At 74.0% G+C, this 15,589-nt stretch carries 9 protein-coding genes and 1 tRNA gene; 7 read left to right on the top strand and 3 right to left on the bottom strand.

The features are described from left to right. Window positions 1-30: 30 nt before the first annotated feature. Window positions 31-1,314, top strand: a complete 1,284-nt coding sequence (locus tag KV205_RS19830) for a sensor histidine kinase (RefSeq protein WP_265865775.1) — start codon at window positions 31-33, stop codon at window positions 1,312-1,314. 36 nt (window positions 1,315-1,350) lie between these two features. Continuing rightward, entirely contained in the window at window positions 1,351-2,073 is a 723-nt protein-coding gene (locus KV205_RS19835; protein ID WP_265865776.1) for a response regulator transcription factor, read from the top strand. Between the two features lie 33 nt (window positions 2,074-2,106). Here KV205_RS19835 and KV205_RS19840 read toward each other — a convergent pair whose 3' ends face one another. Beyond that, window positions 2,107-3,417: a serine hydrolase gene (locus tag KV205_RS19840; protein WP_265865777.1), complete on the bottom strand. Its 1,311-nt coding sequence runs from the start codon at window positions 3,415-3,417 to the stop codon at window positions 2,107-2,109. 188 nt (window positions 3,418-3,605) lie between these two features. Here KV205_RS19840 and KV205_RS19845 point away from each other — a divergent pair. Further along, window positions 3,606-3,682: transfer RNA gene (locus tag KV205_RS19845), tRNA-Trp, on the top strand. A 155-nt stretch (window positions 3,683-3,837) separates the two neighbouring features. Then, complete coding sequence (locus tag KV205_RS19850; protein ID WP_265865778.1) at window positions 3,838-4,983, top strand: DUF5954 family protein; 1,146 nt, start codon at window positions 3,838-3,840, stop codon at window positions 4,981-4,983. A gap of 23 nt (window positions 4,984-5,006) precedes the next feature. On the opposite strand, the gene KV205_RS19855 is transcribed toward KV205_RS19850, so the two are convergent. Together KV205_RS19855 and KV205_RS19860 are read right to left on the bottom strand one after the other, a co-directional pair. Further along, on the bottom strand, window positions 5,007-5,732 hold the full coding sequence (locus tag KV205_RS19855) for a hypothetical protein (protein WP_265865779.1): 726 nt from the start codon (window positions 5,730-5,732) through the stop codon (window positions 5,007-5,009). Window positions 5,733-5,958: 226 nt separating this feature from the next. Continuing rightward, window positions 5,959-7,833 (bottom strand): serine/threonine-protein kinase, encoded by a 1,875-nt coding sequence (locus KV205_RS19860; protein ID WP_265865780.1) that lies wholly within the window; start codon window positions 7,831-7,833, stop codon window positions 5,959-5,961. Window positions 7,834-8,075: 242 nt separating this feature from the next. On the opposite strand from KV205_RS19860, the gene KV205_RS19865 reads away from it, so the two are divergent. The 3 genes from KV205_RS19865 (at window position 8,076) to KV205_RS19875 (ending at window position 15,474) form a co-directional block, all read left to right on the top strand. Then, entirely contained in the window at window positions 8,076-9,524 is a 1,449-nt protein-coding gene (locus tag KV205_RS19865; protein WP_265865781.1) for a DEAD/DEAH box helicase, read from the top strand. A 158-nt stretch (window positions 9,525-9,682) separates the two neighbouring features. After that, window positions 9,683-10,558, top strand: coding sequence for a DUF4132 domain-containing protein (locus KV205_RS19870; RefSeq protein ID WP_265865782.1), 876 nt, complete (start codon window positions 9,683-9,685; stop codon window positions 10,556-10,558). Next, window positions 10,555-15,474 (top strand): DNA-binding protein, encoded by a 4,920-nt coding sequence (locus tag KV205_RS19875; RefSeq protein WP_265865783.1) that lies wholly within the window; start codon window positions 10,555-10,557, stop codon window positions 15,472-15,474. The genes KV205_RS19870 and KV205_RS19875 overlap by 4 nt, the downstream gene beginning before the upstream one ends. Window positions 15,475-15,589 lie beyond the last annotated feature (115 nt).

A 15,589-nucleotide genomic window follows, 5' to 3' on the forward strand; every position in this document is an offset into this window, starting at 1 on the left:
CAGTTGGGGACCGTCATCTACCATGTCCGGATGCCCGCGCTGCAGGCCCTCCGCCCACGGTTGGCGCCGGTGGCCCTGGCCGTCGGTTTCGCCGTCGCCGGCTGCCTGATCGGCACCTTCTACCACCCGGCGCCATGGCGGCCGTTCGGCCCGGGGGCGTACCTGCTCACCCTGCTGATCGCCCTGCCTCTCGCGCTCCGGGAGAAGCGGGCGTTCGGCGTGCTCGTGGTCACGGGGACGGGATTCGCCGGATATCTGCTCCTGGGGTACCAGCCCTCGCTCAACTTCTGGTGCCCGGCGGTCGCGTTCGTCTCCGTCTGCGCCCGCGAGCGGCGCGGCCGGGTCATCCTCGGCACGGTGCTGCTGGCTGTGGTCATCGCCCTCAGCGGGGTGTACGGCCGGCTGCCCTGGCCCGTGACGGTCGTTCAGGCGCTGATCGTGCCCGCCGTGGCCGGCGCCGTCGGGCTCACCCAGCGCCGACTCGCCCAGCGCAACGCGGAGTTGCGGCGGCTCACCCTCCTGCTCGACGAGCAGCAGCGCCAGGAGGCCCGGCGGGCGGTGCTCGACGAGCGTTTCCGGATCGCACGCGAGCTCCACGACACGATCTCGCAGCACATGACCATCGTCACCCTGCAGACCGGCCTCGCCCAGTACACCTTCCACTCCGACCCCGCCGCGGCCCACCAGGCCCTCGGCATCGCCGCCACCGCCGGACGGGAGACGCTGGACGACCTGCGCCGCCTCCTGGTCGTGCTCCGTACGTACGATCTCGGCGGCGGCGCGACGAGCAGCGCGCAGGACCCGTCCGTCCCGGCGGACCCGTCCGCGCCGATCCCCGACGACCTGCTCGCCGGCATCGACCGCATCCCCGCGCTCGCCGAACGCCTCGAAGCGGCCGGTCTGCGTGTCGTCGTGCACTTCTCCGGGGCACGACGCCCGCTGCACCCAGGGATCGAACTGTGCGCCTATCGGGTCGTCCAGGAGGCGCTCACCAACGTCGTCAAACACTCCGGGGCGCGTGCGGCCGAGGTCACCGTCGCCTATCTGGACCAGGAACTGCGCGTGACGGTTCTGGACGAGGGGGCGGTGGACGACGCCCCAGGGGCGTTCACGAGCGCCCTCGGCTCCGGGCACGGCTTGATCGGAATGCGGGAACGGGCGAAGATTTGGCACGGCTCGCTGACCGCCGAAGCCCGCCCGGGGGGTGGATTCCAGGTACGCCTCCGCATCCCTCTGGAGCAGAACGCCGCTCCGAAGAAGGACACCCTCCAGGATCGGGACCGGGATCGGGACCGGGATCGGGACAGCGGCTGACCATGACGTGAGCGACACCCGAGGCCGAGGAGCGCTGTGGCCCGCATCCTGGTGGTGGACGACCAGCACCTCATCCGTGCCGGCATCGTCACGCTGCTGCGCACGGTGGAGGGGCTGGGCCCGATCGTGGAGGCCTCGGACGGCGAGGAGGCCGTCGCCGCGGCCCGCGAGCACCGCCCCGATCTCATCCTGATGGACATCTACATGCCCCGCCTCAGCGGCCTCGCCGCCGCCGAGCGGATCCTCGCGCTCGGTCTCGACCCGGCTCCGCGGATCGTCGTCCTCACCACGTTCGACGAGGACGAGTTCGTCTACGCGGCCCTGCGCGCCGGCTGCACCGGCTTCCTGCTGAAGGACATGCCGCCCGAGCAGCTCCTCAGCGCCGTCAAGGCGACCCTCTCCGCCGACCTCCTGGTCGCACCGGCCCGCATCCGCCGCCTCATCCAGAAGCACGCCGTCCCCGATCAGCAGCATCAACAGCTTCAGCAGGCGGCCCGGCCCGGGGCCGACGCGACGAGCCTGCTCACCGGACGCGAGAGCGAGGTGCTCGGCCTGGTCGCCCAGGGCCTGGCCAATGAGGAGATCGCCGAGCGCCTGTGCGTCAGCGATTCCACCGTCAAGACCCACCTCCACCGGCTCATGACCAAGCTGAACCTCCGCAGCCGGGCCCAGGCCGTGGTGTTCGCGTACGAGTCGGGCATCGCGCGAGTCGGCGAAGGCCCCGCGCTGCCGGGCGCGCCCGGCGGACCGGGCGCCTGAGCTCGCCATACGGGGGTGGCGGCACCAACCGCTTCACCGGTGTCCGTCGTCCAGCAAGGCGCAGACGAACTTCTCCTCGGTGGCCCGCAGTCGGGCGAGCAGGGCAGGGTCGAGCGTGACCTGGCTGGTCACGGAGACGGTGATCGTGCGACGGCCGTCCCGGGTGGCGGCGGCGAACTGGGTGTAGCCGGGGGTGTTGCCCGTGTGGCCGAAGACGGTGCCGCAGCGGGTGGTGTAGCGGAACAGCGCGAGCCCGGCCGCGTTGCTGCCCGGACCGGCGGGTTCGGAGGCGCCGCCCGGCAGGAAGTCCTGCTGGGCACGGCGGGTGGCCGGACTCAGCAGCGTCGGGCCGGCATAGCCGCCGATGAAGGTGGAGAGGTCGCGAGGTGTGGAGACGATGCCGCCCGAGGCCCACGCGCCGGACGCGCTGATCGCCTCGCTGACGTCCTCCGGTGCCTCGCCCGGGGTCGTGTCGTAACCGTGCAGATAGGGGCGGGGCAGCCGGTAGCCCTGCGGCAGGCTGGTCCGGTGGAGGCCGAGCGGCCGGTACACCAGCTCGCGCAGCAGCGACTCGTACGGGCGCCCGGTGGCCTGTTCGGACATCAGCGCGACCGCGATGTTGTCCGAGTTCGAGTAGCCGTAGCGGCTGCCGGGCTTGAAGGCCAGGTCCTGGTCGGCGACGAAGTCCAGCAGCCGGCGGGAGTCGAAGTGGTGACGGGGGTCGGCGCGGACGATGTCCTGGAACGCCTGGCTCAGGCTGAAGTCGGGCAGGCCGCTGGTGTGCTGCAGGAGCTGTCGCAGCGTCACCTTGTGCCAGGCGGCGGGGAGGTGGGGCAGGCGTCTGCCGATCGTATCGTCGAGAGCGAGGGCACGTCGGTCCACGAGGCTGAGCGCCACCGCTCCGCTGAAGGCCTTGGCCGCACTCGCGATCCGCATGTGGTCGCCGGTCCGGGGCGGGCGTCCGGTGCCCAGCTCCGCCGTGCCGGCCCGGTAGACCCGCCGGTCACCGTCCCGGGTGAGCACGGCGATCACGCCGGGCGGCCCGCCCGGCGCGGCCACCAGGTCGGCCAGGGCGCGCTGCAGCCCCTTGTCATGAGGACCATCGTGCGGGCCGTCGCCCTGAGGGCCCTTGTCGTGAGGGGCCTTGTCGTGAGGGGCCTTGCTCGCGGGCGCCGTGTCATGAGCGGTCTTGTCCTGCGGGCCCGGGGCGGCGGGTGACGGTACGTCGGCGGAGACCGGGGTCGCCAACAGTCCGGTCAGCACGGCCCCGGCCACAAGGGCCGTGCCGACGGCACGCCGGGCAGCACGCCGGCCGAAGCCGGCTGCGGGGACGGGTACGGGCACGTGTCTCCTCCTCGGGCGCGGTGCGGACGCCTGCCGGCCCGGCAGGCGTCCGATGCACCCAGCATCGAGCCCCTCCCCCGCTGCCGCTCCTCCACCGCGCACCCCCTGCGCCATCTGGCCCTGACCACGCTCACCCACCGAAAACTCGGTGGCCGCGCAGGCCGGCGGGTGTCATGCTTCAGGCACCAAGGGGTGTAGCTCAGATGGCCAGAGCGCCGGTCTCCAAAACCGGATGCCGCAGGTTCGACTCCTGTCACCCCTGCCACGATCCACAGCAGGTCCGCGCCCTGCGCGCCGAGCGCGCGACCCCGTCAGCGGACGGTGAGGCACCGGCGGCGCGTTCACTCCGGAGTGGTGCTTTCACCACACAATCCGGCGAATCCGTGATGCGTCCGCGTGGTTTGCCGCCAGGATGGCGGCATGAGCCATAAGGGTGCGGGGCCGGGCGGATGGCCGGTGGTGGTGAGGGTTCCTGTGGAGCCGGTGGAGGCCGCGGTCGAGGCCGATGCCCGTGACGCGGCGATGAACAGCAACCTGCTGGCGGTGCGGGGCCCGCTGTTCGGGGTGATGGCGCAGGGCGAGGCCGACGGGCGGTGCTGGCGGGTGGTCGTCGAGGTCACCCATGGCGGCCCGCAGGAGGCCCGTGACGGGCTGAACTCCCTGCTGTGGTTCCGCGCGAAGGACGACACCGAGGACAGAACGGAGCGGCGCGCGCTGCTCGCGGCGGTCGCCCGGCTGGAGACGGAACGCGTCGACGAACTCACCGTGCTCGGCACCCGCTACCGCGTGGTGCGGGCCGACGAGTACACGGGCATGGACGCGCACGGCGACGTCGAACCGCCACGGCCCACCGACCCCGAACCCCTCACCCCCGACTGGGACCGCCGCACTCACAGCCCGCGCATCGACGAAGGCCTGGTGCTGGGCCCGGACACGCCCGTCTCCCCCGTCCAGGCGGCCGAGCGGCTGTCCCTGCGCTCCTTCGTCTACACCGGGACCAGGTTCCCCGCCCGCGTCCGGCGCGACTCCGAGCGGGCCGTGGAGAGCCACCCCGACGTCCTGCTCATGCCCGCGCTGTTCAGGATCATGGAGCGGTCCGGCGACGAGCCGTGGTCCACCGGCAGCGGCCTGCACGCCACCGCCCACGACGCGCGCCGGACCCTGGACTTCTCCCTGGTCTGGTGGGAGCCACGCGCACGCGGCCTGATCCCGCGGGACGTCCTGGGCGACATCCACAAGCCGGTCGACGCCCGTACCCTCGTCGCCGAGGGCACCGACCCGGCGGTCGAGGAACTCGCGGTGCTCGCCGAGGCGGCGGACCGCGTCCGTGCGGAACGACTGAACGAGATCGAGGTGAACGGCACCGTCTCCCGAATCGGCCGTATCCGCCGTCTGCTGCGCTGGGGCCCCGACGGACCGGAAGGCCCGCGCCCCTCCGACCTCGACAGCCAGGATCCGTGCCGGCTCCACCCGCTGCTCGACGAGGACGGCGTGATCCATTACGAGGACTCCGAGGAGGAGGACGAGGGCGGGGACGAGGACGCGGACGCGGACGCGACCCCGTAGGACCTCGAAGCGCCCGCGCTTCCCTACCGGCAGAACTTGTCGGGGAACTGCGCGATGATCCCCCTGGAGAGGATGTCGGACAGCATCATCATGTGGTCGAAGGCGGCGTCGTAGTCCTTGATGGCCTTCGGGTAGTCGCCGTCGAGCAGGTCGGTGGCGTAGACGGTGGTCTGGTCGATGTGCTGCCTCAGGGCGGGCCGCGTGACGGACTTCGGCCACTGCTTGGGATTGGCCGCGGTGAGGAAGTCGGCGATGTCCTCGGCGTTGGCGTACCAGTCGTCCAGCGCCTTCTGCAGGGCCTGCTGGTCGCCCTCCTGCGCGGCCTCGAGGACCGGCACCGCCTGCTTGATGTGCGTGGTCAGCAGCGCGGCCAGCTGATCTCCGGCGACCTGGCCGTAGTACGGAACGATGGCGGCGCCCAGGTCCTGCTGGTTCCGCAGGAGCCGGTCCAGGGACGGCTGCAGGGCCTGCTGGTTGTGGAAGAACGCGTCGACCGTCACGTACGTCCACTGCATGTGGTCGCCCCACAGTTCACGCAGCGTGGTGTGGAGCGCGATCTCCTGCTTCGGGTCCTTCGCGTGCGGGCCGTCGCTGAAGGCGGCACCCGCCGCGGCCGGTGCCGGCACGGTCTCGGCGGAGCCGGTGGTGGTGTAGCCGGTGGTGGTGTAGCCGGTGAGCAGGGTTCCCGCGATGGCCAGGGCCGCCGTCGCGGACGCGACACGATGACGGCGGCGGAGCACTCCGGTCATGACTGTCTCCTTTCGGGTGCGCGCCGCCGGGGCGGCGCGCCGAGGACGCCCGATGGAGCGCCCCCACACCCCTACGGTCGGTGACCGATGGTCACGAACGGTGAGTGTTTGCGAGCGGGGGCGTCCCTACCACCGAGGGCGATCCGACCGGGGGAACTCCCGTACCGACCGGGGGAAGGCACGGGGGAAAGCTGCCGGGGGAAGCTGCCCGAACGCCGACCGCGTCCTAGCACCGGGCGAGCGAGCCGCTGTCCAGGGTCGACTTGTCGCCGAACACCCAGCCCTCGGTGTCCGTGCCCGTGATGCGGGCGTAGATCCACTTGTTGGCATGGGCGTTGGAGACGTAGCACTCGTAGGAGACCTTGGTGCCGGACTTCAGCACGGTCACATAGGAGCATTCCGCGTACGGACCGGTGTAGAGGTGGGTGTTCTGGGACGCGTGGCCCACGCCGCTGCTGCTGTTCGAGTGGGCCCAACCGGTGCAGGCCGTCGACACCGGGGTGGGCTCCTTCACCGTGGCACTGGGAGTGGCCTTCGGAGTGGCGGACGGGCTCCCGGACGGCTTGTCGCCTCCGCCGCTCGGCGGCCGGGTGGGTTCCGTCTCGCGGTCCTCGGGCTTCTCCGAGGGGGTGCCGGCCGGCGTCCCGCCGGGGCTGATGGAGGTCAGGTCGCCCGGGGAGGTCGGCCCGTCGGTCGCGCCACCCGGGTCGGACACGCCCTCGCCGGCGGAGGTGCTCGCCGTGGGGAGCGCCGTGCTCGGCCCTGCGGCGTCCTCGTCCCCCCGCATGTCCATGACTGCGTAGGCGACTCCGCCGCAGGTGAGAACGGTGGCGGCCGCCACGGCGACGACGGTACGGGTACGGCGGTGGCGAGCGCGGTCCGCCGTGGCGCGGGTCTCGGAACGGCTGGGGGAAACGGCGGGCGTGCCGGGCGCCGACATCCCCGCCTGCCCCATGCCCGGCTGTCCCATGGCCGGCTGCGCCATGCCGGGCGGCGTGGGCGGAGCGTACGTGCCGGGGGCGGGCGAGCCGAAGGGCGCGGCGACTGCGGGACCGAAGCCCGGCGGCGTGAACGGCTGGGGCGCCGCGCCGGGCGTCGGGCCGCCCGGTCCAGGGGTCGGGCCCGGTCCAGGGGCGGGAGCCTGGGCCTGCGCCAGGGTCGGTGCCTGTACGGGCGCGGGTGAAGGCATAGGTGCAGGTGAAGGCGCGGGCGCGGGCGCCTGTACGGGTGCCGCCCCGAGGTTCGGCACGCCGCCCGCGGCGACCGCCGCCAGCATCTCGCGCGCCTGCGCGGCATCCGGCCGCTGCTGCGGGTCCTTGGCCATCAGCGCCCGCAGCACCGGGGTGAGCGGCCCGGCACGCCGGGGCTCCGGCAGCGGTTCGCCGACGATCGCCGCCAGCGTCTCCCACACGGACGTGCGGCGGAAGGCCGAAGCGCCCTCCACGGCCGCGTACAGCGTCATGCCGAGCGCCCAGATGTCCGACGGGGCACCCGGTACCTGCCCCTGCGCGCGCTCCGGCGGCAGATAGTCGAGCGAGCCGACGATCTGGCCGCTCTGGGTCAGCTTGGCCAGGGCCTCGTCGCCGGAGGGGTCCATGCTGGCGATGCCGAAGTCGGTGAGCACGACTCGGCCGCCCTGCTCAAGGAGGACGTTGCCGGGCTTGACGTCCCGGTGGAGGACCCCGGCCCGGTGTGCCGCGTCGAGCGCGTCCATCAGGCTGGCGCCGATCGCGGCCGCCTCGCGCGGGTCCAGCGCGCCGCGTTCCGCCAGCACGTCGTCGAGGGAGGGCCCGTCGACCAGTTCCATGACGATGACCGGCAGCCCGCGCTCCTCGACCACGTCGTGCACGGTGACCACGCCCGTGTGCCGGATACGGGCGGCGGCCTGGGCCTCCCGCTGCATACGGACCCGCAGATCGGCCAGGTCGGCCGGAGAGGCGTCGTTGTAGGCCCGCAGCACCTTGACGGCGACCTCGCGGTTCAGCAACTGGTCCGTCGCCCGGGCGACCACGCCCATGCCGCCGCGGCCGATCATCGCGGTCACCCGGTACCGCCCGCCCAGAACCTCGCCGACCAGGTCCGCGCCGTTCGCCCCCGTCACCTGTCACATCCTGTTCTTCGCACAGTTCGAAATCCGCCAAGTGGCGGGCACCAGGGTAGGGGTTCGCGTGTGTGCGAGTGCGCACGGTCCGTCTCTCGGCGCGAAATCCACACACCAGGGCCGATCGCAGCGGTCCGCTCACGGCAGTTGCCCGGAAGGATGGTTCGTCAGCGGGGATTCGGCGAGCCCGTGCCCTCCGTGTTTTCCTTGGTGGACACCCCATCGACGAAGGCATCGCATCCATGAACCGCTCGGCCCGTACGGGAGACCTCACCGGCACCGCCGACGACATCGGCATCGCCGGCGACACCGGTAGCGGCGGCCGCGCCGGCACCCCGCCGCTCCCGGCCGAGCAGCGCTTCGACGCGATGGGGCTGCCCGAGGCGGTCCTGGCGACGCTCGCCGATCAGGGTCTCACCACCCCCTTCCCCATCCAGTCGGCCACCCTGCCCAGTGCCCTCGCGGGCCGCGACGTCCTCGGCCGGGGGCGTACGGGGTCGGGCAAGACGCTCGCCTTCGGGCTCGCGCTCCTCGCCCGCACGGCCGGCCGGCGCGCCGATGCCAAGAAGCCGCTCGCGCTGGTCCTCGTCCCGACGCGTGAGCTGGCTCAGCAGGTGAGCGAGGCGCTCGCGCCGTACGCCGGGGCCCTGCGGCTGCGCGTCGCCACCGTCGTCGGCGGTCTGCAGTCGGGCCGGCAGGCGAGCGAGCTGCGGGCCGGTGCCGAGGTCCTCGTCGCCACCCCGGGACGTCTCAGGGACCTCGTCGAGCGCCGGGACTGCCGTCTCGACCAGGTGGAGATCACGGTCCTCGACGAGGCCGATCAGATGGCCGACATGGGCTTCCTGCCCCAGGTGACCGAGCTGCTCGACCTGGTGAGGCCGGGCGGGCAGCGGATGCTGTTCTCGGCCACGCTGGACCAGGACGTCGAGCTGCTTGTCCGGCGGTACCTGCGGGATCCGGTGACCCACGCGGCCGATCTCGCCGAGGAGACCGGCTCCGCGGCCGAGCACCATGTCCTCCAGGTCCAGGGTGCCGAGAAGTTCGCCACCGCCACGGAGATCGCCGCCCGCGAAGGCCGCGTGATCATGTTCCTGGACACCAAGGCCGCCGTCGACCGGTTCACCCGGCACCTCGTCGGCAGCGGGGTGCGGGCCGCCGCGCTGCACGGCGGCAAGTCCCAGCCGCAGCGCACCGACACCCTGGAGCGGTTCAGGGCCGGCGCGATCAACGTCCTGGTGGCCACGAACGTCGCCGCCCGCGGCATCCACGTCGACGACCTCGAACTCGTGGTGAACGTCGACCCGCCGACCGATCCCAAGGACTACCTCCACCGCGGCGGCCGTACGGCACGGGCCGGGGCCTCCGGAAGCGTCGTCACGCTTGCCCTGCCCGACCAGCGCCGTGACCTGGCTCTTCTCCTCGCGGAGGCGGGCATCCGGCCCCGGATCACCAAGGTCCGTCCCGGCGACGCCGAGCTGCGCCGCATCACCGGGGCCAAGGCGCCCGCCGGCGCACCTGACGGCGGCACGGCCGCCTCCGCGGACCGCGACGGGCGGCGCGGTGCGGCCTTCCGGGGCATCGGTACCGTCCCGGGCAAGACGGGCCGCGCCAGGAACGAGTCCCGCAAGTCCGCCGAGGCGCGGCGTACGGCCGAGGCCCGCAAGGCGGCCCGGGTGCGGCGCGGCAGGTAGGCGGCGACCCGCGCCTGTCTCCCTGTCAGCTGTCCCCAGGCCGTGCCGCGTTGTCAGTGGCTCTGGTTAGTCTCCCCACATGTCGCAGTTCAGGGGCGTGATCGCCCCTTGTTCGGGCTGCGCCGGCATCTGATGGGACAGGCGGAGGGGCACGGCTGATGGCGTGGCTGGCAGCGGGTGAGGGGTACGAGATCACCCTCGAGGACGGGCGTGCGGTCGCACGGCGCGCCGGGGGACGGCAGTTGAAGACACTGCCGAAGGCATTGCGCGACAGTCCCGAGGTCGACCGGCTGAAGCAGCTGGCCGAGTGGCTGGACCGGCACGCGGCCTCGTGCGTGGCCCAGGTGGACGCCTGGATGGTGTCGTCGCTCCCGGTGCCGACCGAGCTGATCGCGCAGGTGTGGCCGGACGAGGCGTGGCAGGCGGCGCTGCGTGACATGGCGGTCGTGGGCGACGACCCGGACGAGGTCGGCTTCCTGCGGGACGTCACGGCCGACGGGGAGCTGAAGGTCGTCGACCTCGACGGCGAGACGGTCCGCCTCTCGCCCCGTACGGTGACGCTCCCCCACCCCGTGCTCCTGCCGGACCTGGACGACGTACGGGACTTCGCGGCCGACCTCGGCATCACCCAGAAGGTGGAGCAGATCCACCGGGCGACCTGGGCCAGGTCGGACGGAACGGACGGGACGGGGACCGCGCGTCCGGAGTCGGCGACGGAGGTACGGGACTACGCGGGCGGGAAGTTCGCCTCGCGGTTCGGTCTCGCCGCGCGCGCGACGAGCCTGGGCTATCGGGTGTCCGGCGGCTACGCCACCTGCAAGGTGCGGGACGGAGGTCGCAGCACGGAGGCGTCGGTGTGGATCGGCGAGCCGTACTGGGACGGGGAGTCGGAGACCGGTGGCCTGAGCTGGCACGACGAGGACGGCCGCGCGGTGCGGCTGACGGAGGTCGGACCGGTGGCCTGGTCCGAGGGGATGCGCATGGCCGCCGCGCTGTACGCCGGCCGCACGATCGAAGAGGGTGGGGACGCGTGAGCGGGACGGTGGAGAACGACAACCAGGAGCTCCTCGCGGCGGGCGCGGTGCTCCCGGCCGACGCGCAGGGGGCGGGGCCTTCGGCGGTCGAGCTGACCGCGCGGGCCTATCGCCACGCGGTGCTCGGCGAGGACCGGGTGGTCGTGCGGCTCGCCGCGGCCGAACTCGGCCCCGCCGAGGATCTCGCCGCCGGCTTCCTCGGGCTCGAGCCGCAGGGCGAGCCGGTCGTCGTCGGTCTCGGCCGGCGCCGCGAACTCGGCTTCCCCGAGTGGGTCCTGGTGCACCATCCGGAGGACGGGCACCACGCGCTTGCGGTCGTGCCGGAGCTGGACCGGCTGGCCCGGCAGGCCAAGACCAAGCCCAAGGCCGCCCTGGACGCCTGCCACGAGCTGGCCGGGCGGCTCGCCTCGGCCGTCCCGCACTTCCTTCCCGTCTTCTACGAGCAGGCGGCGCGGGTCTTCCTGGGCGTCGAGAACGCCACGTACGCGGGCCAGTTGTTCGGGCGTGCCCGTACGAGCGAGGCGCAGCACGGTCTGACGGTCGACGAGGACCGGCTCGACGCCGTGTTCCTGGAGTTCGCGCTGGCCGGTGCGCTGCCGGTGAAGGTCCTGACCGGTTACGGCAAGGATCTGTCGGGCCGGCTCGCGCCCGTCGAGGCGTACGAGCGGTTCAGGCGGCTGTGCGTGCGCCGGACCGCCGGCGGTCTGGCGCCGTCCGCGCAGGCGGCGACGGAGCTGAAGCGGCTCGCCCGCGCGGCGGCCCTGTCGGGCAGCGAGGCGGAGCAGGACTATCTCGCCGAACTCCTGCCGCTGCCGGCCACGTTGCGGGCGGCAGCCGGCTGGTGGAAGTCGCACCGCGGCGCGCTGGTCGCGCTGGCCCGGCGCGTTCCGTCGGTGCGGGGCACGCTCCTGTCGATGACCCCGCCCGGGGACAACGGGGAGATGACCGAACTGTGGCTGGGGATCCTGGCCGAGTCGGGGGCCGACGCCGGTCTCGTGGACGCGGACCTGCCGCCGGAGGAGCGGTGCGCTGACGGGGCGGCGGGCTGGCTGGAGCGCTTCCACGGCGCCCGGCACCGCGGTTGGGGGCCGCGCCCGACGCCGCCCACCCTGCTGGCGCTTGTGGAGCGGGCGGCCGGGCGGCTGCGTGCCGATCTGGCGGCGCGGCCGGAGGGCGAGCGGTTCCTGCGGATCGGCGTGGAGGACGTGAACCTGCTCGACCTCCTGCTCTCGCTGCACGTCGCGGTCGCCGACCCCGAGGAGAAGACCGACCGCCATCACGGGCGCCGTGATGCCCTGAACCTGTCGGACTGGGCGCGGGGCGAGGAGCCGCGGGATCTGCTCGCGCTGGCGGCCGACCCGCGCTTCCGGCCCGCCTTCCGGCGCGGGGCGAACAGCTACAACGACGGGTCTTCCGGTACGGACGTGATGCGGCGGCTCGCCGCCTCGCCCGGTGGCCGTCCGATGCTCACCGAGTGGGTGCGCGAGGTGGCCGCCTCGTCGGTGGCGGCCGGGCTGCCCGGACTTCCGCAGGCGATCCACCGCCTTTCGTGGCTGCCCGCCGAGGCTCTCGCGCTCGCGCCCGAGGAGGTCGCGGCCGCCGCCGGTGCCGACCTCGGCGAGACCGTGGCGCGCACCCTGCGGGGCGGTCTGTGGGAGGAGCTGCGCTGGCCGGCCTGGGAGGAGGCGCTGACGCAGCTGGCGCCCGGGCGTCACACCACCGAGGGTCTGACGGTCGCCGAGGCGTGGCCGTATCTGATCGTGGCCAACGCGACGCAGGTGCGCGTCATCGACGCCGACTCCACCGTCCTGGCGCACGATCTGCGGGTGCCCACCACGTCGGTGTGGCGGACGGGCTTCCACTACGTGGACGGCGCGCTCCTCGTGTTCTGGAGCACGTACGGCCGCGGGGAGCCGCAGGGCTACTGGCACACCGCGCCCGACACGGTGTTCGACCTGGTCGGCGGCGGCTCCTGGGCGATGCGTTCGGAGCACCCCAGCCTGCCGCTGCCGGGCGGCGGCCGCACCACCGGCGGCGGGGTCCTGCACAGCGGTGACACGAAGCTGCCCGCGGAGCGCGAGCTGCTGTCCGACGGCACCTCGTACTGGGTGTGGCAGAACGACGGCGGCGCGGACCAGTCGGGCTGGGTCGAGTACGACCCGGTCGGAGGCGGGTACGGGCGGCGCTCGCAGCCGGGCTTCCTCGCCGACGCCCTGCTGCGGCACGCCCCCGGGGCCGAGTTGGCGGCCGGCTCCTGCCGGCTGCTGCCCGCCCCGGCGGTGGCGGGTTCCGCCCAGGGGACGCCCGCGGACGGGCTTCTCGGCTGGCGCGTCGTGCGACTGCCCGACGGCGGGCACCACGGCGAGGACACCGCCGGTCGGATCGTCACCCTGCCCAGGGGCGCCGGCCGGCCGGACGCCGCGCTGACGTTCCCCGGTGACGACCGGCCGCGGGCCCTGACCCGGCAGTGGCGTGAGGTGGCGCTGCGCGACCCGGAGGGCGTGGTCACCACGACGGCCCAGTGCGACCACCGCAACGAGCTGTACGGGACGGCGGCGCTGGCCCTGCCGCCGCTGCCGTACCTGTACATGCTGCGCGTGCGTGATCCGCAGGGGTCGGCGGCGCTGCGCGGTGCCGACGCGGAGTCGGCCGGCGTGCTGCTGAAGGCGGCCGTGCTGGCGGAGCGCGCGGCGGACCTGCCCGAGCTGGTGCGCGCCGCGCTGCCGCAGGTCTCGGCGCCCGAGCTGATCGCCGGAGTGGTGAAGGTGCTGCGCTTCGCGGTGCGGCAGCAGAAGGCGCTGGACGCCGTGGCCGCGCGGCTCGACCCGGCCGCGGCGCCCGCGGACGCCCGGATCCAGGGCCCGAGCGACCATGTGCTCGCCAAGGCGCTGCACGGCATCGTCAGCACCGGCTACTACCGCTACGGCGCGGACAGCGATGTGACCTGCCGTTACCTGGAGATGCTGGCGGCCGTGCGCGCGGACACCGCCGCCACGGCGCGGCCGGGGCGGCTGCACTTCGATCTGCCGTCGCTGCCGTACTCGGGTCTGCCGTTCGCCTCGCTCCTGGACGAGCCGGCCGCGATCGCGTACCGGGCCGTCGCGCCCGGCGGCGACCCGGCGCACCGGGCGGCCCTGCTCGACGTCCTCGGCCGGGTCGACGCGCTGGGGCTGGCGTCGACGGCGGCCTCGGCCGGTCACTGGCGCCGGGTCCTGCTCCATCTGGCGCCGCCCCATCTGCACACGCCGGACGGGCAGGGGCGCAACCAGTCTCATCGCAGTGTGCTGCCCCTGGGCGGCGGCGCGGCGCTCGGCATCACCGAGCACACCTCGGGCGTCGCCGACGGGTGGGAGTTCGGTGCGCTGCTGCACGACCCGAGCGGCCGTTTCGAGGTGCCCGCCCCCTACACCGTGCGCGGTGACGCGCCGGTGGGCGACCGGGTGCGCGGCGCCGACTGGCTGACCGGCTTCCTCAAGGAGGCGGGGTCCCGTGCGGAGGCGGCGCCGTTCCTGCCGGAGGCCGCGGACGAGTTCAGCCGGCTCACCGGCGTGTCCGGGGCGCTGGCCCGGATCGTCCTCGTGGGCATGCCCGACGTGGACAGCTGGGAGAACAACTTCCTGCCCGCCGAGCTCCGCACCATGCTCGGACTGAAGGTGGCCGAGGCGGGACACGCCCGCGACGAGCTGCGCGCACTCGCGATCGAGGTGCGCCGGGCGGTGCTCGCGGCGCTGCTGCCCGACGACCCGGCGCGGTTGTGGAGCGAGGGCCCGGACGTGGCCGCGGCGGCCGCCGTGTGGAACGAGAAGGTGGGACGGCGCCGTCAGGTGCCCGACTGGCTCGCGTCGGAGGCCGCACGCTCCGCGCGCAGCGGCTGGCCCGTGCACCGGGCGCTCCCGGCGCTGCTCGATCCGGCGGCGTCGTCGGAGCTCGGCGCCGACGTGGCGTGGCGCATCGAGGGCGACCACCCGGCGCCGGCGGCCCCCGCCGACGCGCCGTTCACCTCCGAGGTGCTGGCCGGCTCGATGAGCCTGACGGCCTGGCTGGCGCACCGGCTGCCCGCCGGCGATCCGGTGCGGGCGGCGCTGCCGAGTGCGCTGACCGCCGTGCGTCAGCGTCTCGCGGCACCCGAACTGCTGCTCTCCGCGGGGCACTACGTCAGCCTCGCGGACTTCCGGAAGGTGGCGGGCGCCCCGACGGAGACGGCTCCGGACCACGAGCGGTACGGCGCGGTGCTCTTGGCCACGCAGGACGGCCAGCCCCGGCCTGCGGTGCGGCCCGCCCTGCTCGACTCCACCGGCTCCGATCCGTATCTGGTGGCGCTGCGCGGCGCGGACCAGCAGCCGAGCGGGGTCGAGACGGCGCTGCGGCGGGCGCACGACCCGGCGTTCGCGCGGCTCCTCGCCGACCCGGGCGCGCCCGCGGCCGGCGCGGCGGACGACGAAGGCATGTGGTGGCCGCAGGATCCCTCGCGTTCGGTGCCCGGGCTGGTGGCCGAGGTCGCCGAGGCGCGCGGCCTGGGCGCCGACGCGGCGACGCTGTACCTGATGCTGCTCGCCATGCCCGACCCGACGGACCGCAACACCGCCCGGTGGACGGGCTGGAAGCCGGCCCGTCTCAAGGCGGCGCGGGCCGAACTGGCGGAGACCGACCTGGTGGTCTCGGCGGTACGGGCCCGGGCCGGGCGCTCGCTGTTCCTGCCCGGCGCCTGGGCGGAGCAGTCGGCGCCCGTCCTGCCCGTCGAGCAGTGGAAGCTGCCGATGTACGGGGTGGCCACGGGCTCGCGGCCGATGCTCGGCGCCCTGGTGCCGACCGAACCGGCGGCGGAGCTGTTCGCGCGGGCCTGGCAGCGGATCCTCGACGGCGACCTCCCGCGCTTCGAGGAGCTGAAGGTCCGGCGTACGAGGCGCCGCCGCTGAGGCGCCGTCACCGCGGTGCCGTCGAACGGTGCCTGAGCCGCCGCTGACCGGCCGCCCGTCGTCAGCACGGCGCGGCGCACCCGCTCGCCCGGGTGCGCCGCGCCGGCCCCGCGTC

This window comes from Streptomyces sp. SKN60, from assembly GCF_026236535.1.
Classification (GTDB): Bacteria; Actinomycetota; Actinomycetes; order Streptomycetales; family Streptomycetaceae; genus Streptomyces.

Coding starts and splice junctions, on each gene's coding strand:
- KV205_RS19850 (WP_265865778.1), top strand. CDS start 3,838: ATGAGCCATAAGGGTGCGGGGCCGGGCGGATGGCCGGTGGTGGTGAGG.
- KV205_RS19865 (WP_265865781.1), top strand. CDS start 8,076: ATGAACCGCTCGGCCCGTACGGGAGACCTCACCGGCACCGCCGACGAC.
- KV205_RS19830 (WP_265865775.1), top strand. CDS start 31: ATGCCCGCGCTGCAGGCCCTCCGCCCACGGTTGGCGCCGGTGGCCCTG.
- KV205_RS19870 (WP_265865782.1), top strand. CDS start 9,683: ATGGCGTGGCTGGCAGCGGGTGAGGGGTACGAGATCACCCTCGAGGAC.
- KV205_RS19855 (WP_265865779.1), bottom strand. CDS start 5,732: ATGACCGGAGTGCTCCGCCGCCGTCATCGTGTCGCGTCCGCGACGGCG.